This is a genomic window from Mycolicibacterium hippocampi (genome assembly GCF_010723735.1).
GTDB classification, from domain to species: domain Bacteria; phylum Actinomycetota; class Actinomycetes; order Mycobacteriales; family Mycobacteriaceae; genus Mycobacterium; species Mycobacterium hippocampi.
Genome location: NZ_BLLB01000002.1, coordinates 3,064,611 through 3,082,260, shown reverse-complemented (window position 1 = coordinate 3,082,260; position 17,650 = coordinate 3,064,611). Strand labels below are relative to the sequence as shown.

The 17,650-nt window shown below is 68.6% G+C and carries 17 protein-coding genes; 1 reads left to right on the top strand and 16 read right to left on the bottom strand.

The window, feature by feature from the left end:
- Nucleotides 1-11: 11 nt before the first annotated feature.
- The 12 genes from G6N53_RS15975 to G6N53_RS15920 all read right to left on the bottom strand — a co-directional run bounded on the left by G6N53_RS15975 (nucleotide 12) and on the right by G6N53_RS15920 (nucleotide 12,141).
- The gene (locus tag G6N53_RS15975; RefSeq protein ID WP_163889951.1) at nucleotides 12-1,205 is read right to left on the bottom strand and encodes an acyl-CoA dehydrogenase family protein; all 1,194 of its coding nucleotides are present in this window, start codon (nucleotides 1,203-1,205) and stop codon (nucleotides 12-14) included.
- 28 nt (nucleotides 1,206-1,233) lie between these two features.
- Nucleotides 1,234-2,469, bottom strand: coding sequence for an amidohydrolase family protein (locus G6N53_RS15970; protein ID WP_163889949.1), 1,236 nt, complete (start codon nucleotides 2,467-2,469; stop codon nucleotides 1,234-1,236).
- Nucleotides 2,466-3,593 carry an FUSC family protein gene (locus tag G6N53_RS15965; protein WP_163889947.1) on the bottom strand — a complete coding sequence of 376 codons (1,128 nt, stop codon included), beginning with the start codon at nucleotides 3,591-3,593 and terminating at the stop codon, nucleotides 2,466-2,468. Before G6N53_RS15965 ends, G6N53_RS15970 begins: the two co-directional genes overlap by 4 nt.
- Complete coding sequence (locus G6N53_RS15960; protein WP_163889945.1) at nucleotides 3,580-4,104, bottom strand: (2Fe-2S)-binding protein; 525 nt, start codon at nucleotides 4,102-4,104, stop codon at nucleotides 3,580-3,582. The genes G6N53_RS15965 and G6N53_RS15960 overlap by 14 nt, the downstream gene beginning before the upstream one ends.
- Nucleotides 4,094-4,972 carry an FAD binding domain-containing protein gene (locus G6N53_RS15955; protein ID WP_163889943.1) on the bottom strand — a complete coding sequence of 293 codons (879 nt, stop codon included), beginning with the start codon at nucleotides 4,970-4,972 and terminating at the stop codon, nucleotides 4,094-4,096. Before G6N53_RS15955 ends, G6N53_RS15960 begins: the two co-directional genes overlap by 11 nt.
- Nucleotides 4,969-7,323, bottom strand: coding sequence for a xanthine dehydrogenase family protein molybdopterin-binding subunit (locus G6N53_RS15950; RefSeq protein ID WP_237166536.1), 2,355 nt, complete (start codon nucleotides 7,321-7,323; stop codon nucleotides 4,969-4,971). Before G6N53_RS15950 ends, G6N53_RS15955 begins: the two co-directional genes overlap by 4 nt.
- Nucleotides 7,302-8,093, bottom strand: a complete 792-nt coding sequence (locus tag G6N53_RS15945; protein WP_163889941.1) for an ABC transporter permease — start codon at nucleotides 8,091-8,093, stop codon at nucleotides 7,302-7,304. The genes G6N53_RS15950 and G6N53_RS15945 overlap by 22 nt, the downstream gene beginning before the upstream one ends.
- Nucleotides 8,090-8,953, bottom strand: a complete 864-nt coding sequence (locus G6N53_RS15940) for an ABC transporter permease (protein WP_237166535.1) — start codon at nucleotides 8,951-8,953, stop codon at nucleotides 8,090-8,092. The genes G6N53_RS15945 and G6N53_RS15940 overlap by 4 nt, the downstream gene beginning before the upstream one ends.
- Nucleotides 8,950-9,750: an ABC transporter ATP-binding protein gene (locus G6N53_RS15935; RefSeq protein ID WP_163889939.1), complete on the bottom strand. Its 801-nt coding sequence runs from the start codon at nucleotides 9,748-9,750 to the stop codon at nucleotides 8,950-8,952. The genes G6N53_RS15940 and G6N53_RS15935 overlap by 4 nt, the downstream gene beginning before the upstream one ends.
- 45 nt (nucleotides 9,751-9,795) lie before the next feature.
- The gene (locus G6N53_RS15930; protein ID WP_163889937.1) at nucleotides 9,796-10,794 is read right to left on the bottom strand and encodes an ABC transporter substrate-binding protein; all 999 of its coding nucleotides are present in this window, start codon (nucleotides 10,792-10,794) and stop codon (nucleotides 9,796-9,798) included.
- A 70-nt stretch (nucleotides 10,795-10,864) separates the two neighbouring features.
- Nucleotides 10,865-11,131 (bottom strand): hypothetical protein, encoded by a 267-nt coding sequence (locus G6N53_RS15925; RefSeq protein ID WP_237166534.1) that lies wholly within the window; start codon nucleotides 11,129-11,131, stop codon nucleotides 10,865-10,867.
- Nucleotides 11,132-11,142: 11 nt separating this feature from the next.
- Nucleotides 11,143-12,141: an LLM class flavin-dependent oxidoreductase gene (locus G6N53_RS15920; protein ID WP_163889935.1), complete on the bottom strand. Its 999-nt coding sequence runs from the start codon at nucleotides 12,139-12,141 to the stop codon at nucleotides 11,143-11,145.
- Between the two features lie 56 nt (nucleotides 12,142-12,197).
- On the opposite strand from G6N53_RS15920, the gene G6N53_RS15915 reads away from it, so the two are divergent.
- A complete protein-coding gene (locus G6N53_RS15915; RefSeq protein WP_237166533.1) occupies nucleotides 12,198-12,851 on the top strand; it encodes an SRPBCC family protein in 654 nt (217 codons plus the stop codon).
- Here G6N53_RS15915 and G6N53_RS15910 read toward each other — a convergent pair.
- The 4 genes from G6N53_RS15910 to nhaA form a co-directional block, all read right to left on the bottom strand.
- Complete coding sequence (locus G6N53_RS15910) at nucleotides 12,826-13,296, bottom strand: RidA family protein (protein WP_163889932.1); 471 nt, start codon at nucleotides 13,294-13,296, stop codon at nucleotides 12,826-12,828. The genes G6N53_RS15915 and G6N53_RS15910 overlap by 26 nt on opposite strands.
- Nucleotides 13,293-14,054 (bottom strand): GntR family transcriptional regulator, encoded by a 762-nt coding sequence (locus G6N53_RS15905; protein ID WP_163889930.1) that lies wholly within the window; start codon nucleotides 14,052-14,054, stop codon nucleotides 13,293-13,295. Before G6N53_RS15905 ends, G6N53_RS15910 begins: the two co-directional genes overlap by 4 nt.
- A gap of 203 nt (nucleotides 14,055-14,257) precedes the next feature.
- Nucleotides 14,258-16,171: a 1-deoxy-D-xylulose-5-phosphate synthase gene (gene dxs / locus G6N53_RS15900; RefSeq protein WP_163889928.1), complete on the bottom strand. Its 1,914-nt coding sequence runs from the start codon at nucleotides 16,169-16,171 to the stop codon at nucleotides 14,258-14,260.
- A 28-nt stretch (nucleotides 16,172-16,199) separates the two neighbouring features.
- Nucleotides 16,200-17,528 (bottom strand): Na+/H+ antiporter NhaA, encoded by a 1,329-nt coding sequence (gene nhaA / locus G6N53_RS15895; protein ID WP_163889926.1) that lies wholly within the window; start codon nucleotides 17,526-17,528, stop codon nucleotides 16,200-16,202.
- Nucleotides 17,529-17,650: the final 122 nt, after the last annotated feature.

Genomic DNA, 17,650 nt, shown 5'->3' with positions numbered 1-17,650 from the left:
ACTCCCCGATGTCAGCGGAACGCGGCAGTGCCCGTGAGGGCCTGCCCGATCATCAGCGTATGCATCTCACTGGTGCCTTCGTAGGTCAACACCGATTCCAGGTTGTTCGCGTGGCGCATCACCGGGTACTCGCCGGTGATGCCGCTGGCGCCCAGGATCGTGCGGGCTGTGCGGGCGATCGTGATGGCCTCCCGGACATTGTTGAGCTTGCCCAGGCTGACCTCTTCGGGCCGCAATCCGTCGGCGTCTTTGGCGCGGCCGAGGTGCAACGCAAGCAGCAATGCCTTGCCGTACTCGAGCGTCATGTCGGCGAGCTTCTGCTGGGTCAGCTGAAAGCCCCCGATCGGACGGTCGAACTGCATGCGGGACCGGGAGTAGGTCAGAGCGGTCTCCAGGCAGTCCCTGGCGGCGCCCACCGCTCCGAACACGATGCCGAACCGCGCCTCGCTGAGGCAGCTCAGCGGTGCCCGCAGGCTGGTGGCGCCGGGCAGTCGCGCGCTGTCGGGCAGTCGCACGTCCTCCAGCACGAGCTCACTGGTCACCGACGCACGCAGCGACATCTTCGACTTGATGGTGTGCGCGGTGAAGCCGGGAGCGTCGGTGGGAACGGCGAATCCGCGCACACCGTCGTCGGTGCGCGCCCACACGATCGCCACGTCGGCGACCGACCCGTTGGTGATCCACATCTTGGTGCCGTTGAGAATCCAGTCATCTCCGGACCGGGTTGCGCGGGCACGCATTCCGGCCGGGTTTGAGCCGAAGTCGGGTTCGGTGAGGCCGAAGCAGCCGATCTTGCGTCCTGCCGCCATGTCGGGCAGCCACTGCTGCTTCTGTTCCTCGCTGCCGTAGGCGTGCAACGCGAACATCGCCAACGAACCCTGCACGCTGACCAGCGAGCGGATGCCGGAGTCACCGGCCTCGAGCTCCAGACAGGCCAGCCCGTAGGCGACCGCCGAGGTTCCGGCACATCCGTAGCCCTGCAGGTGCATCCCGAGCAACCCGAGGTCTCCGAGTTCGGCGGCCAGTTCCCGCACGGGCAGCTCACCGTCCTCGTACCAGGTCGCGATGTCCGGGGCGATGCGGCTCTTCACCAGAGCGCGCACGGTGTCGCGGATCTGGCGTTCCTCGTCGTCGAGCAGGCTGTCGACTCGCAGTAGCACATCCGGGGTGATCGGTCCGGTGTGCGGGGCGGGCTGGCGGGACATGGCGTCTCCTGACGTCGTCGGGGGTGGGTCAGCAGCATCCGGAGGCGTGAGCGCCGACCGGGGCCGGTCGGGCGGGTGCCGGTCGCGGGTCAGCGCCCCGCCAGGTCACCGAACGGCTCGGGGGCGGCGTCTGCTCGCTGCGGGTGGCGACGAGTGGAACCCCGTCGACCAGCACCGTGGCAATACCCGGCAGATCACCCAGCGCGAAGGACTCCAGCGCGTCGGTGGCGGTCGAGCCCGTGATCGGGCCCAGGACAAGTAGATCCGCCGGCATGCCCTCGGCGATCACACCGGTGTCGAGCCGGTGCGCGCGTGCGGTCTGCCCGGTGGCCGCGGCCACGGCCGTCGCCGCATCGACGCCGCAGACCGACGCCAGGTAGCAGATGTTGCGCAACATGCCGCGCGGGATCACACCGGTCCCGCCGGGGGTGTCGGTGCCGAGGGTCAACCGGTCGAGCCGGCCCCGCCGGGTGAGTTCGTCGACGACAACGGTGGTGGCCCGGTAGTTGTTGGAACTGCAGACCTCCACGTAGGTGTCGGGCAAGCCGGCGATGATGGCGGAGATGTCGGCGTCGGGAGGGGGGATCGGGCCGCCGGAGATGTGGCCGACCACGTCCGGCTCGACCGCGATCACGACGTCGGCGCCGGCGACCCGGCTCGAACCGGACCGCGAGACCCCGCCGGAGTGCAGCTTGACGGTCATCCCGCGCTCGTGAGCCCACTGCACGTACCGCTGCGCCTCACCGTCGCCCAGGCGATTCCAGTCGTAGAAGATGAACTTCAGCTGATCGATGCCCTCCCGGTGGGCCCGGTCGAAGTGCTCCTCGGACATCCCCGGCACCAGCAGCACCGTGCCGGCGTTGACCTTGACCCCCGACGGCCGCATCCGTCCGGTGGTGTGCTTCGAGGTGATCGCGATGCTGAGGACGAGTTCCGGGGTCAGCGCGTCGAAACTCAGCCCGGGAATATGCAATTCGCCGGCGGACACCATCGACGTGGTGCCGCCGTGCAGATAGTTGCCGATCCAGCCGACGGCGTTCTGGGCCGGGGTCCACTCCCCGAAGGTCGGATGGATGTGACCGTCGACCAGCCCGGGGATCACGGTCAGCCCGCCCGCCGAGAGCACCTGGTCGGGCGCCGCCACGTCCACACCGATCCCGGCGATCACCCCGTCCTCCACGAGCAGGGTGGTGTCGCGGACCGGTGCGACCGTGAAGTCGCCGGGCACAAGGAGGCCGATGTCCTCCACGAGCAGCGTCGTCACTGAGACCTCCCTGATTGGATTTTGTATACACTATCCGACTGATCGTGTTCGGTGAAATCGCCCCTCCCGCTGCGAGAAGCGATGCGGGTCAATGCCGGAACGCCGAACACCACCACCAGCACGATCGCCGCGCCGGCCAGATTCATCGCCAGGCGCACGCCTCCCTCGTACCAGGGGAACAGTTCGGGATACTCGCTGATCACCAACAGCACCGGCGGACCGGTGACCGCCCACCAGGTGTAGTTGACCGGGCGCAACGCCATCGCGAGCGTGAAGAGGACGACGGTCAGCGCCGCGACGACGGGGATGGACGGGTGGGCACCGAGCAGCACCGCGGCGATCAGAGCGCCCACCGTGTTGCCCGAGAGCCGCTGGGCCAGGCGCATTCCGGTCCCGCCGGCGGTGGGCTGCACGGTCAGGATCACACTCGTGACGAGCCAGTGTCCGCCGACCAGATCCTCGGGTAACAGGCCGGCCAGCGCGACAGCCGCAGCCACCGCCACACCGACCCGCAGAACGTGCGGCCACGGTTCCCGCCAGGCCGTCGCCGCTGTCTCGGCGACCGGCGATTCACCGCGGGCCCGCCGCAGGGCCGCGGCGCACCCGAACCACCCGCCCCACGCGATGAGCACGACCAGCACGCCGATCGCGTAGGGCGCCAGCGTCGCAGCGACCCGGCCCGGGTCGTATCCCACCGACGTCGCGGGCAGGTCGACGGCGATCAGCACCACAGCCAGCCCGGCGGTCGGACCCACGCGCGCGAGCGCGGCCCCACATACCGCGGTCGCCACCGTCGCCACAGCGAGCACCGCGGGGTGTCCGGTCGTCAGCATCGCCACCAGGGCGCCGATCAGCACCGCGCACCCGCGGATCACCATCGTGGACAGGGCCGGACGCCACGTCAGCGGCAGCGACGGAACCGCCGTCAGCACCAACCCCAGGCCCACTGCCGAGCCCCACTCGGCATGACCGAGTGCCGTGGTGGCGCCGAGAATCGCGCCGAGCCCGAGCGCCAGCCACGCAGCCATTCCCCACCGGGGCGCGCCAACGGGCTGCAGCATCCGGGTGGCACGCCGGCGGCGCGCCGACGTGGACACCGCCGGCGCGCCGTCAGGAGTCCGCACCGTCCGCACCGTCCGCACCGTCCGCGGGTGCGCCTACCGCGTCCAGCACCGCGGCCACGATTCCCTGGTATCCGGTACAGCGGCAGATGTTGCCGGACAACGCCTCTCGGACCGAGTCCGCAGTCAGCGGCTTCTCTGCGTCCGGATCGCGCAGCAGTTCGACAGCAGAGACCAGGAATCCCGGCGTACAGAAGCCGCACTGCAACCCGCCGCGCTCGGAGAACGCCTGCCTGAGCCGCGCGGCCTCCTCGAACTGATCCAGCCCCTCGACGGTGTCGACCCGCAAGCCGTCCGCCTGGACCGCCAGCATCAGACAGGCACGCGCCGACCGGCCCTCGACGAACACCGAGCACGCGCCGCACACCCCGTGTTCGCATCCCAGGTGTGTGCCGGTCAGGCCCAGCTCGTCGCGGAGGAAGTCGGCCAGGGTCAGCCGTGCGGGCACCGTCCTGCTGATCAGGGTACCGTTCACCGTGACCGAGACCGTCACCGTCGTCGCATCATTCGGCATCGGATCCCCCTGACTGCGCGCGGGCGCGTCGAGCGGCATCCGTGAGCGCCTCCTCCAGAGCGGCCGCGCAGAGCCTGCGCGCGTAGTCGACGTCGTCTGCGGTCGGTTCGATCCGAGCCGCCCAGCCACCGGCCAACTCCTGCCACAAACCTTCCGACGGGAGCTGCCCGACGGCATCGTCGCCGACGAACAACAGTGGCCGGTCCGCCACGCTGAGCACCCCGGCACGCAGGCCCGCGACCCTGCCGTCCGGATCCAGCGTGAGCAGACAACCCGCTCCGGCCAGACCGTAATCTCCGTGCTGGTGCGCGTATTCGACAAAACCCCAGCCCTGGTCGGGCCTGATCGCCGGCACCGAGATCCAGGTGAGCATCTCGTCGGGGGCCAGCGAGTTGGTGAAGAACGACACGAACATCTCGTCGGCGGTGACCTGTCGGCGTCCCGCTGACGCCGATTCCACATGGAAGGTGGCACCGAGAACCAGTGTGGCCAGCGGCATCTCGGCCGCAGGATCGGCATGTGCCACCGACCCGCCGAGGGTCCCGCGGTTACGGATCCCGACGTGTCCGATGTGGCGCGCCGCGTCGGAAAGCATCGGCGCGCGCGCGGTGACCAACGGGTCCACCTCGACGGTGCGGTGGGTGACCAGGGCGCCCAGCACAAGGTCTTCGGTGTCGTCGAAGATCCTGCTCAACTCGGTGAGCCGGCCGATGTCGATGACCGCTGAAGGTCGGGCCAGGCGCAGGTTCATCAGCGTCAGCAGGGACTGACCGCCTGCCAGGAGCTTGGCCTCGGGATCCTCGGCCAACAGCGTGAGCGCCTCTGCCACCGAATCGGGTCGGTGGTAGCCGAATTCGGCGGGCTTCACGCTCCCACTCCCGCCAGTGCCCGGCAAAGCTCACCCGTGGCGACGGGGGTGCTGGTCACGTGGAAGCCGTTTCCCAGCGCGTCGTCGACGGCGGCGGCCACCGCGGAGTACACCGCGATGGTGCCGCTCTCCCCCGCCCCGCGGACGCCGAGCGGATTGGTCGGGGTGTCGACGTGCAGGTGGGTCACGGTCACCTCCGGCATGTCGGTGGTCAGCGGCAGGTGGTAGGCCGCGAACGTCGTCGACATCGGCTCACCCGCCGGCGAGTACCGCCACGCCTCGAACAGCGCCCCGCCGATACCCTGGGCTACACCGCCGACGATCTGGCCTTCGACGATGCGCGGGTTGATCTCGCGGCCGCCCTCGTGAGACACCGCATAGCGCAACACCTTCACGATTCCGGTACGGCGGTGCACCCCGAGGATCACCGCATGCACGCCCATCGTCCACGTCACGGTGGCCACCCGGTAGACGGTCGTGACGTCGAGCGGCGCACCGCGCTCGCGCGCACCCCCCACCCGTCCGGCCGCGGCCAGATCGTCCCAGCCGACGGCCCGGTCCCCCGCCGTGAAGCGGCCGGCGCGGTAGGCGACGGACTCGACCCCCATCAGCTCCGCGGCCCGGCGCGACGCGAGGTCTACCAGCTCGCCGCAGGCCTGGTGCACCGCCGACCCGGCCAGAACGGCCGAGCGACTGGCGAACGTGCCGACCCCCTCGGGCAGCCGTTCGGTGTCGGCGGCGACGTAGCGCACCTGTCCCAGCGGTATGCCCAGGGCGTCGGCGGCAACCTGCGCGAACACGGTTTCGTGGCCTTGGCCTGCCGATGCCGCGCCGGCGGTCACCTCGACGCGGCCGGACGGCAGCAGCCGCACCCGCGCCGTTTCGTGGGGTCCGCGGCCGGTGGCCTCCAGGTAGCAGGACAGGCCGTAACCGATGCGGTGATCGGGGTGTTCGACGGCACACACGTCGAGCTCTGACCGCGGCAGCACGCCGATCACCGACTCCAGGCAGGCCAGGTAATCGCCGCCGTCGTAGGCGATCGGCACTCCGTCGCGGTACGGGAGCGGCCGGTGGTAGGGCATGTCGTCGGCCGTCAGCAGGTTGCGTCTGCGGATCTCCGCGCAGGAGATGCCGACCGCCGCGGCCGCGGCGTCGAGGCTGCGCTCCAGCGAGAACGTGGCCTCGGGCCTGCCCGCGCCGCGGTACTGCGCCACCAGGGTCTTGTTCGTCAAGGCAGCACGGCCACGAACGTGCACGGCGGGAACCCGGTAGGGCCCCATCAGGTGGACCGCGGTGTTGGCGATGATGCCTGCGACCCACAGGCTGCCCGCCCCGATGTCCACGACAAAGTCGACGTCCCACGCCAGGATCCGGCCGTCGGCATCGACCGCCAGCCGCGCCCGGTGAAGCTGGTCTCTGGCCTGAGCGCTGGCCACCAGGTGCTCCTGACGGTCCTCGACCCAGATCAGCCGCCGACCGGTGTGCCCGGCCAGCACGGCGAGCACGATCTCCTCGCCGTAGACGTTGGCCTTGGTGCCGAAGCCGCCCCCGACGTCGGGCACGCTGATCTTGACCGCGTCGCGGCCCCAGCCGGTGACGGCACAGATCGCGTTGCGCACCATGTGCGGGACCTGGGTCGAGGTGTGCACCTCCACCCGGTCCTCGTGGTCGTTGAATTGGGCCAGTACACCGCGGCATTCGAGCGGCACCGCACCATGACGTTCCATCCGGTAGGTTCCCTCGACGACGTGGTCGGCGTTCTGGAACGCGTGGCCCGGGTCCCCGAAGTCGTATTCGAGGGCGGCCGCCTGGTTGTCGGGCAGGTGCTCGAACAGCGTGGCGCTGGTCGGCTCGAGTGCGGCCAGTGCGTCGGTCACCGGCGGCAGCGGCTCATAGGACACGACGACGTTCTCGGCGGCGTCCTCGGCGATGTAGCGGTTCTCGGCGACGACGACCGCGATCGGCTGACCCACGTAGTGCACCCGGTCCGAGGCGAGGATCGGCAGCCGCTGCTCGGCGAGCACCAGCGCGGTGGCCGCGGTGAAACCGGGATCCGGGGTGGTCAGCAGCGGGATCGGAGCGCCCTCCAGGCCGAGATCGGCGGCGCCGAAGATGCCGTACACGCCGGACATCCCGTCGGCGGCGGAGGTGTCGACACCGGTGATCCTGGCATGGGCCTGCGCGGACCGGATGAACACGACGTGCTGTGCGCCGGCGGCATGGTCGGCAAGGAACCTGCCGTTCCCGCCGAGCATGCGGTCGTCCTCCCGCCGCCGCACCGAGCTACCGACCCATTCCCGGCCGGTACCCGGCTTCGATGCGTCGGCGGTCAATGGATTCGCTTCTCCCACTGCCACAACGCGATCGAGATGCCGAACGAGATCGTGATCAGCAGCATGATGGTCGCCACCATCGACGGATAGTCACCGTGGCCGTAGGCCTGCAGCACCACCCGGCCCAGTCCGCGGCGGGTCGCGAAGAACTCCGAGAGCACCACGCCGACGACCGCGAGGCTGACGGCCAGCCGGATTCCGGTGAGCAGCGGCCGCCTGATGGCCGGGAAGATGACGTGCACCAGCGTCTGCCACGCGTTGGCGCGGACCGAGCGCGCGAGCTTCCAGTACACCTTCGGAATTTCCTGCACGCCCGTAGACACATTGATCAGCACCGGGAACAGCGCGAACAGCACACCCATCACGACCTTGGACCCTGACAGGGTGAAGATCGGCAGCAGCACCGGGTACAGCACGATCTTCGGGATGCCGTTGAGCATGATGATCAAAGGCTCGAAGATCAGGCGCAGCTTGCTCGACAGGCCCAGCAGCAGACCGATCCCGCCGCCGACGGCCGTGCCGACGACAAACGCCATCGCCACCGCCTGCGCGGTCACCCGCAGGTCGAACAGATAGGCAGGGTCGGAGAGATTCTCGAACAGCACGGTCAGGGTCTGCACCGGTGACGGGATGACAAACGTCAAACCGGACACCACCTCCCAGGCGATGGCCACCAGCACGGCGAGCAGGCTGGCGCCCACGAACTGGTTGCCCAGGATGTTGCGCGCCGAGAACCGGCTCGGCGCAGCGTGTTCGGTGTCGGGCTCGACCGGGAGTGTGGCAGTCATGCGTTCCTCCCACGCAACAGCACCCGCTCGACCGCCGCGAGCGCGACCGTCAGCAGACATGACAGCAGCAGCACGACGACGATGTAGGCGAACATCGCGATGTTGTCGAAGATCTCGTACAGATAGCGGATGCGGTACCCGAGTCCGGCCTGCGCGGTGGTGAACTCCATCGCGATGGTGCCGATGAGCGCGTACACGACCGCGAGTCGCAGGCCGGCGACGATGTACGGTCCGGCGGCGGGAATGGCGATGGCGAACAGCGTCTGCTGCGGCGAAGTGCGCAACGAGCGGGCGAGTTTCATGTACACCGGCGGCATCTGGTTCAGTCCGACGGCGGTGTTGAGCGCCATCGGGATGGCCGCCATGATCGTGGCCAGGATGATCACCGACATCGCGTTGATGCCGACGAGCACGATCATCACCGGATAGAACAGCACAAGAGGCACGGCGTAGAACGACACCAGGTAGGGCTCGAACACCCGGCCCAGCAGCGGGATCTTCCAGAACAGCAGTCCGGCGGCGAACCCCAGCAGGCAGCCGAACAGGATCGCTGCCGCGACCTCGATGCCGGTGCGGCGGGCATCCAGCCAGAACTGCGGTTCGGTGAGAAGGCCGCCGAGTTCTGCGAAGATGACCGACGGGGCGGGCAGCACATGGTCGTTCCACCACCCGGCGCGCGAGCCGATCTCGGTGAGAGCGATGAACAGCAGGATGAGCGCGAGCGTCGAGCCGGCGCTGAGTGCCAGCGTGCCGAACCGGTGCCCACGCCGGGGTGGCCGCGGCGGCTCCCCGGACGACGACACCGTCTCGGTGGGCAGGTCGTCGGCTGCTGCGAAGGACTTCGTGGACGCGGCGGTCACTTCTTCGCCGTCTCCTGCTGCTGGAACCCGCGCATCGATTCGGCCTGCAGCGAGCCCCAGACCCGGTTGTGCAGTTCGTTGAAACGCGGGGTGGACACCACACCTGCGTCACGCTCGTCCGGCAGATCGATGTCGACGACGTCGATGATGGTGCCGGGCCGGTAGGACATCACCCACACCTGCTGCGACAGTAGGATCGCCTCGGAGATGTCGTGGGTGACGAACATGATGGTCTGCTTGGTCCTGGCCCAGATCTGACGCACCTCGGCACCGAGAAACAGCCGGGTCTGCTGATCGAGCGCCGCAAACGGCTCGTCCATGAGCACCACCTCGGGCTGCACCGCCAGCGTCCGCGCCAGCGCGACACGTTGGCGCATTCCACCGGAGAGCTGGGACGGGTAGGACTTCTCGAATCCCCCGAGCCCGACGAGTTCGATGGCCTCGGTGGTCCGTCTGCGCCGTTCCGGCTTCGGGGTCCCGATCATCTCCATGGCGAACGCAACGTTCTCCTCGACGGTGCGCCACGGCAACGTCGAGTCCTCCTGGAACACCATGCCGATCTTGGGGTCGGGTCCGGTGACGGGCCGACCCGCCACGCTGACCGTGCCGGCAGTGGCCTTCTGCAGCCCGGCGACCACCGCCAGCAGGGTCGACTTGCCACACCCGCTGGGCCCGACGATCGAGACGAAGCTCGAGTGCGGCACGGTCTGGTCGATGCCGGTGACCGCGGTGATCCGGCGCGCTGCCGTGTCAAAAACCACTGCCACGCCGGTCATCTCGATGCCTTGCGGGTCCAAGACGCTACCTCTCGTCGCTGGGTTGGGACGGTTCGTGGCGTGTGCTCAGAAGCTCGCCCGGTCGTCCTCGGGAAGGTACTGCTGGTCGAGCACGGTGGCCCAGTCGACAGGCTCGTCGATCTGGCCGGCGGCGACCATGAGCTCGGAGAGATTGGTCAGGCCCTCGGTGTCGACCTTGAGCGAGTATCCCTTGGCCAGGTCCGGGCTGTTCTTGAGCGCGGTCTGCATCACCTCGGGCGAAACGCCCACCAGCGGCCCGATCTCGGCGCCGGCTTCGTCCGGGTTGGACACCACCCACTCGTTGAGCCGGTCGGCCACCCGGAAGAACGTCCTGATGTTCTCCGGGTTGGCCTCGGCGTAGCTGGAGTTGACCGCGACCAGGTCTGCGGGCAGGTCACCGAGCACATCGCGGGCATTCACCAGGATCTCGGCGTTCTCGGTGGCCTGCTTCTCGGCGATGAAGGGCTGCATCGCCCACCCCGCGGTGATCTGATTGGCCCGGGCGGCGGTCCAGTTGTCGCCCATTCCGCCCACGGCCTGCGCCTTGACGCCCTGCCCGAGTTCCTGCTCGAGGCCCTTGACCAACAGCTCCGTCGACGACCCTGCCGAGCTGAAGCCGAGCGTGGCGCCCTCGATGGTCCGACCGGGCGGGCTGATCCAGGAGAAATCGTTGATCTGGAACCATGGGGCGATCACCGTGAGGTTCGAATCCGGTTGCTGCGCAGCCAGGATCACCGAGCTGTTCCCGGCGATCGCCATGTCGGCGTCGCCGCTGGTGACGACGCGCAGGGTGTTGCCACCCCCGCCGCCGGAGTAGAGGTCGACCTTCAACCCCTCCTCCTCGAACCACTTCTTGTTGATCCCCGCCTGCAGGATCGCCATGAATGGCAGGCTGTCCACGCCGGTCGCGGAGATGCTCAACGTGTCGGTGGTGGCGCCACCGCCCTCAGTGGGCCCCGAGGACTCGTCGGCACACGCGGTGGCACTGACGAGAAGCGCGGATGCGGCGGCGAGTGCGCCGATGACCTTCGGGAACCTTGACATCAGAAAAGCCTCCGGGCGTTGAGTGGATATTGGATCCAACTATAGGAAGCGGTGTGATCTGCGTCAACCGCTAGTTGTTACGTCGACGTGAAATGATCCCGGCGATCTCCAGTCCCACCGCCACCCCGGCCATCGCCGCCGCGGCGTGTAGCCCGGAACCAGCGATCCGTCCTGAATTGCTTTGCGGTGCAGCGGTTTCGGCAGCCCTGCTGGCATCGGCATCGGCATCGGACAGGGCATCGACCACGCCATCGGCAGGTGTCAGTGACCGCTTCAACGCCGGCGGCGCCCCCGGCACGGCGCTGCCCGGCGCGGGATGTGCGGACGGGTTCGGCACGCCGGGCACCGTCACGCCAGGCGACCGCGGACGATGTCGGCGAAGGTGCGGATGGTGCCCTCGCGGCTCTGCCCCGGCCTGACGAACGGCACGATCGAGACCTGGTCGACGCCCAGCGACTCGATTTCCTTCAGCCGCTGCGCACACTCGGTCGCCGTGCCTGCCAGCGCGAACAGATCGACGAGCTCATCGGGCACCAGATCGGCGTGCGCGGCCTCGGGGTTCATGTGCTCGTAGTAGTTGTACTGCTCTCGGATCCGGTCGATGGCCTTCTCCAGGGCGGGGTCGACCTTGGCGGGCAACGGGCGGATCGCGACGCGCGAGACGTGCGCGCGCACCAGGTCGCGCGCCTCGGTGCTGTCGTCACCGATCGCAGTCGGCGTCCACAGCACGATGTGCAGATCGGCGAGAGTTCGGCCGCTGCTCTTGGCGCCGCGCTCGATTGTCTGCAGCGCCGCCTCGATGAAGTGCGGTGCGGTGCCGACCAACACGATCACCCCGTCGGCGATGCGTCCCGACATCTCCAGGATCTTGGGTGCGGACGCGGCGATGTAGACCGGTACGTGGAGCGGACCGCTCAGGTAGTTCAGGTGGTACTCGGCGCCACTGGACGCCTCGGCGACCTTGTCCCCGCGCAGCAGCGCCCGCAGGTCCTCGATCGAGCGCTCGAGTTCGGCGAGCTTGAGCGGCTTGAGGCCCATCGTGCGCAGCGAGGAGTCGCCCGTGCCGATCCCGAGAGCGACCCGACCGCCGGTGAACTCGGCAAGGGTCGCCCAGGTCGAGGCGAGCAGCGACGGATGGCGGGTGACCGCGTTGGTCACCCCGGTGCCGAACACGATGCGCTCGGTCCCGACCGCGGCCGCACCCATCACGGTCGACGACTCACGCCAGATGTTCTGGGAGTCACCGAACCAGACGTTGTCATACCCGAGGTCCTCGCAGAGTCGGACGTAGGAGCACATCGCTGCCGTCGGTTCGGTGGGAAACAGTCCTACGCCCATGCTCAGCATCCAGCAGCCTCCTCGGGCCATGTCGACGATTGATGTATATCGTATCCAATCGTATGGTGAGGACATTCGATCCACAACCGCTGACCGCCCGGGAGACAGCAATGCAACTCGTCAACGAGTTCGCGGTCGATGCACCGCTGCACGCCACGTGGGCGGTACTCACCGACATCCCCACGGTGGTGGGGTGCATTCCGGGTGCAGCACTCGACCACCGCGACGGCGACGATTTCCACGCACACGTCGCCGTCAAGGTCGGCCCCATCGGAATGACGTTGGCGGGCACGGCGACCCTGGTGCGACAGGACGACGCCGCCAGGGAGATGATCGTGCGGGGCAACGCCCGCGACCGCAGAGGAAACGGGTCGACCGAGGCCACCGTCCGGCTGGTGGCCCGCGACGACGGCACCCGGTCGGTGGTCACCGTGACCACCGACCTCGAGCTCGGCGGCCGCATCGCCCAGTTCGGCAAGGGTGCGATCGTGCCGGTGAGCAACCGCATCATCGGACAGTTCGTCGACCAGCTCAACGCCACGATCGTCGGCGAGGACCGGCCCGCTCCGGTGGTCGCGCCGGGTCGGCCGCGGGCTTGCGACCGCGCTCCCGGGCCCGAGTGGATCACCTTGCTGCTCAACGGGTTCGCCGGTGTCGCACTCGGCCTGGCGATCGGTCGGTGGCTGGATCGTCTCAGCGCTCGCCCGCAGCGACGCTGACCACCAGATCGAGTTCCACGCAGGCACCCCCGGGCAGCGAGGCGACACCGATGGCGGTGCGTGCGTGCGCCCCCACCTCCTCGCCGAAGCCCTCGAGCAGCACCCGGGAGGCTCCGTCGATCACCGCGGGGTGGGTGTCGAAATCAGGCACTGCGCGGACGTATCCGCGCAACTGCACGACCGCGGTCACCGCGTCGAGGCCGACGGCCGCGTCGATCGCCCCGAGCAGGTTCAGCGCGGCCAGCTCGGCCTGCTCGCGGGCCTGCTCTGTGTCGACGTCGGCGCCGACGATGCCGCGCAGCGCCGGCGCGCCCTCCCTGCGGGCCGTGGCGCCTGATACCCACAGCTGATCACCGCAGCGGCGGCTGGGGAAATACGCACCCTTCGGGGACGGTGGCTCCGGAATCACCATCCCCAGCGCGAGCAATCTGTCGACCACAGTCATGCCGAGGCGGTGGATTCCTCGTCGAAGATCTGGTGGATCGGCGCCAGGGCGTGCGCCCGGTGCTCGTGGTTGAGCTTCACCATGCGTTCGACGTCGCGCTCGGCCATCGCATTGATCATCAGCGTGTGCTCTTTGCAGACCTTCGGCATGTCGAGCAGGGGAAGGTACAGCGGCCGGTAGGCGTCGGCGGTGTTCCACAGCTGCGTCACGATGCGCTTGGTGCGTGCCATCGAGCTGGCGTGAAAGGTCAGAAAGTGGAACTGGCGGTTGGCCACCCCGACCGCGATCGGGTCACCGGCAGCCTGCGCGGCGTCCATTTCTGCGTTGCACGAACGCATTTCGTCGACGATTTCGTCGGTTACACCCGGCATCGCGTCGCGGATCAGCGCCTCCTCGAGGATGGTCCGCAGCGTGAACACCTCGACGAGGTCGTCGAGGCTGAGCTTGGTGACCCGATAGCCGCTGTGCGGCACGTAGGTGATGTACTCCTCGGCCTCGAGAGTCTTGAGCGCTTCCCGGATCGGAATGCGCGACATGCCGAACTGCTCGGCGACGGCTTCCTGGACGATCCAGCTCCCCGGGGCCAGCTTGCCGGTGGTGATGTCGTGCCGCAGCGCCTCGGCCACCGCCTGCTGAGCGGTTTTGGGCCGCACGAAGTCCGATCGTCGTCCCCGGACGGCGTCACCGGAGTACCCGGCGGGAATGGCTCGATCTGCGCCCTCGGGTTCGGAGCGCTTGGCGGCGGTGCGCGGTGGCATCGGCTCTCGCTTTCAGCTGATATTGGATACTCTATGCGGTCAACCTGGCGGCGCGTCAACTTCCCATCACCATCGTGATCGATGGTCGCGCTCGGCGCTCCTCGGACGCGCCGGTCACCGCAACTGCGACGCCGGCAACCGCACCGGCCCACCGCATCCCAGACCGACAGGGTGGGTAAGGCCGCGTCAGTCGAACTGCTGGGTCAGTCGAGCTGCTGGCTGATCTCCCGCTCACTGACCGAGGTGCCCAACGCAGCCACCCACCCGGTGATCTGGCGGGCGATGTTGCGTTCGGTGAGGCCGACGGCCGCGAGGACCTCTCCGCGGGACGCATGGTCGAAGAACTGCTGGGGCAGTGCGGCGTCGCGGCACGGAACGTCCACCTCGGCCCGCCGCAGCGCACCCGACACGGCCGAGCCGACCCCGCCGTGCACACCGTTGTCCTCGAGGGTCACCACCAGCTTGTGGTCGGCCGCCAGCGCGGCGATTTCGGCGGGCACCGGCAGCACCCACCGCGGATCGGCGACGGTCACGCCGATGCCCTGGTTGCGCAGCAGTTCGGCGATCCCGAGCGCCATCTTCGCGAACGGCCCGACGGCCACGAGGAGCACGTCGTCGGACAGACCGTCGGCCGGTACCGCCAGCACGTCGACTCCGCCACGTCGTTCGACCGCCGGAACATCTTCGCCTACATCGCCTTTCGGGAAGCGAATCGCGGTGGGACCATCGTCGATGTCGAGCGCCTCGGCGAGTTCCTCGCGCAACCGGGCGCCGTCGCGGGGCGCTGCGACCCGCATCCCTGGCACGATGCCCAGGATCGACAGGTCCCACATGCCGTTGTGGCTGGCACCATCGGGTCCGGTGACCCCGGACCGGTCCAGCACCATCGTCACCGGGAGCTTGTGCAGTGCGACGTCCATCATGATCTGGTCGAACGCCCGGTTGAGGAACGTCGAGTAGATCGCGACCACCGGATGCATGCCACCCATCGCCAACCCGGCGGCCGACGTCACCGCGTGCTGCTCGGCGATACCGACGTCGAAGAACCGGTCCGGGAACCGGTCCCGGAACGCACTGAGCCCGGTGGGCCCGGGCATGGCGGCGGTGATCGCCACGACGTCGCGACGCTTGGTCGCCAGTCGGATCAACGCCTCGGCGAACGTGGAGGTCCAGCCGGGGCCGGGAACCGTCGTGGCCAGACCGGTCTCCGGGTCGATGACACCGCACGAGTGCATCTGATCGTCTTCGTCGTTCTCGGCCGGCGGGTAACCCATGCCCTTGCGGGTGACGACGTGCACGACAACCGGGGCGTTGAAACCGCGGGCATGGCGCAGCGCGCTCTCCACCGCGTGCTCGTCGTGACCGTCGATCGGGCCGACGTACTTGAGGCCCAGATCGGTGAACATCACCTGGGGCGACAACGCGTCCTTGATGCCCGCCTTGACGCTGTGCATGCACTGGTAGCAGAACTCGCCGATCATCGGCAGACCGCGCACCGCCTTGCGGCCCTCTTCGAGCGCCCGCTCATAGCCGGGCTGCAACCGAAGACCGGCGAGGTGCTCGGCGAAGCCGCCGATGGTGGGCGCGTAGCTGCGGCCGTTGTCGTTGACGACGATGACCACCGGCCGGCCCGAAGCCGCGATGTTGTTGAGCGCCTCCCAGCACATGCCGCCGGTCAGCGCCCCGTCACCGACCACGGCGACGACGTGGCGGTTTCGGTGCCCGTTCAGCTCGAACGCCTTGGCCAAGCCGTCGGCGTAGGACAGCGAGGAACTGGCGTGGCTGGACTCCACCCAGTCGTGCTCGCTCTCGGTCCGCGACGGGTAACCCGACAGGCCGTCCTTCTTGCGCAGCGTGTCGAAGTCCCGGGCGCGGCCCGTGAGCATCTTGTGCACATAGGCCTGATGACCGGTGTCGAACAGGATCGGGTCGTGAGGGGAATCGAAGACGCGATGCAGCGCCAACGTCAACTCCACGACGCCGAGGTTCGGTCCCAGGTGCCCGCCGGTGGCCGCGACCTTGTGGATCAGGAAGTCGCGGATCTCTCGGGCCAGTTCGTCCAGCTGCGCCTGCGTCAGGTGCTGCAGATCAGCGGGACCGCGGATCTGTTCAAGCATTCGGCCAGTCTACGCACGGCCGGCACCTTCAGTCCTGCCGAGATTGGTAGATGTCGGGCACTCCGTCCTGATCGGCGTCGGCGGTCTCCTGGACGTGAATGCGCCGGTAGGCGCGGTTCCTGGTGAGAAGCACGACAGCAGCGAGCATCGCTGCCAGCAGTGACCCACACAACACGCCGACCTTCACCAATTCGTCACGATCGGACCCCAGTCCGTATGCCAGATCGCCGATCAGCAGCGACACGGTGAACCCGATGCCGGCGAGCATCGACATGCCGAGCACATCCACCCAGCGCAACGAGGCGTCCAGCGTCGCGCGGGTCACCGAGGCCATCACCCGGGTGACGCCCAGGATGCCGACTGGTTTTCCGATCACCAGACCCAGCACGATGCCGAGCGCGATCGGATCGCTGAGGGCGCTGGTGAGTCCGCTCAGGCCGCCGATGCTCACGCCGGCTGCGAAGAACGCGAACACCGGGATCGCGATCCCTGCCGAGACCGGACGGATGCGGTGCTCGAAGTACTCGGCCATCCCGGACTCGACCTCGACGCCGCGCCGCCGCGCCGACCGCCGCACCGGCACCGCGAAGCCGAGCAGCACGCCTGCCACCGTGGCGTGCACGCCGGACTCGTGCACCAGTACCCAGGTGAGGAGGGCGAGCGGGATCAGCACCCACCACGCCTGCACCCCGCGCTGCACACAGACCGTGAACAGTGCCAGCGGCACCAGTGCCAGCGCGAGGGCGACCGCGTTGATGTCCACGGTGTAGAACACGGCGATGACGGTGATCGCCAGCAGGTCGTCGACGACGGCGAGGGTCAGCAGGAACGTGCGCAACGCCGAGGGCAGGTGCGTCGAGATGACCGCCAGCACGGCCACCGCGAACGCGATGTCGGTCGCAGTCGGAATCGCCCAGCCCCGCAGCGCGCCGTCTCCGGTGTTGAGGTTGACCAGGACGAAGATCAGGGCGGGCACCACCATGCCGCCGACTGCCGCGGCGATCGGCAACGCGGCGCGACTGGGGTCGCGCAGGTCCCCGGCGACGAACTCGCGTTTGAGTTCCAGCCCGACCACGAGGAAGAAGATCGCCAGCAACCCGTCCGCCGCCCACGCACCGACGGTGAGGTTCAGATGCAGGCCGAACGGCTCACCGCCGATCTCGAGGTCCCGCAGCGCGAAGTAGCTCTCCGACCACGGGGTGTTCGCCCAGATGAGCGCCGCGCCCGCGGCCACCAGCAGGATGACGCCACCGACGGTCTCCTTGCGCAGGATGGTGGTGACGCGACTGGTCTCCGACCAGGAACCGCGCGCAAAGAGCGCCGGTTTGTTCACTGGCGGGACACGGTCGGCAGGCATGGTAGGGACCCCTCTGTGCTCAAGGCTCGACAAAAACGCGCCGACCAGACTTCCCGGCACACCTATTACGATCAATGTAAGTCATCTCCCACCCACGTACTCTCCGAGCCGGGTTCCGTGCA

Excerpts from the sequence above, each read along its gene's own strand:
- G6N53_RS15945 (WP_163889941.1), bottom strand. The coding sequence starts at position 8,093 with ATGACTGCCACACTCCCGGTCGAGCCCGACACCGAACACGCTGCGCCG.
- G6N53_RS15975 (WP_163889951.1), bottom strand. The coding sequence starts at position 1,205 with ATGTCCCGCCAGCCCGCCCCGCACACCGGACCGATCACCCCGGATGTG.
- G6N53_RS15930 (WP_163889937.1), bottom strand. The coding sequence starts at position 10,794 with ATGTCAAGGTTCCCGAAGGTCATCGGCGCACTCGCCGCCGCATCCGCG.
- G6N53_RS15960 (WP_163889945.1), bottom strand. The coding sequence starts at position 4,104 with ATGCCGAATGATGCGACGACGGTGACGGTCTCGGTCACGGTGAACGGT.
- G6N53_RS15905 (WP_163889930.1), bottom strand. The coding sequence starts at position 14,054 with ATGCCACCGCGCACCGCCGCCAAGCGCTCCGAACCCGAGGGCGCAGAT.
- dxs (WP_163889928.1), bottom strand. The coding sequence starts at position 16,171 with ATGCTTGAACAGATCCGCGGTCCCGCTGATCTGCAGCACCTGACGCAG.
- nhaA (WP_163889926.1), bottom strand. The coding sequence starts at position 17,528 with ATGCCTGCCGACCGTGTCCCGCCAGTGAACAAACCGGCGCTCTTTGCG.
- G6N53_RS15920 (WP_163889935.1), bottom strand. The coding sequence starts at position 12,141 with ATGCTGAGCATGGGCGTAGGACTGTTTCCCACCGAACCGACGGCAGCG.
- G6N53_RS15910 (WP_163889932.1), bottom strand. The coding sequence starts at position 13,296 with ATGACTGTGGTCGACAGATTGCTCGCGCTGGGGATGGTGATTCCGGAG.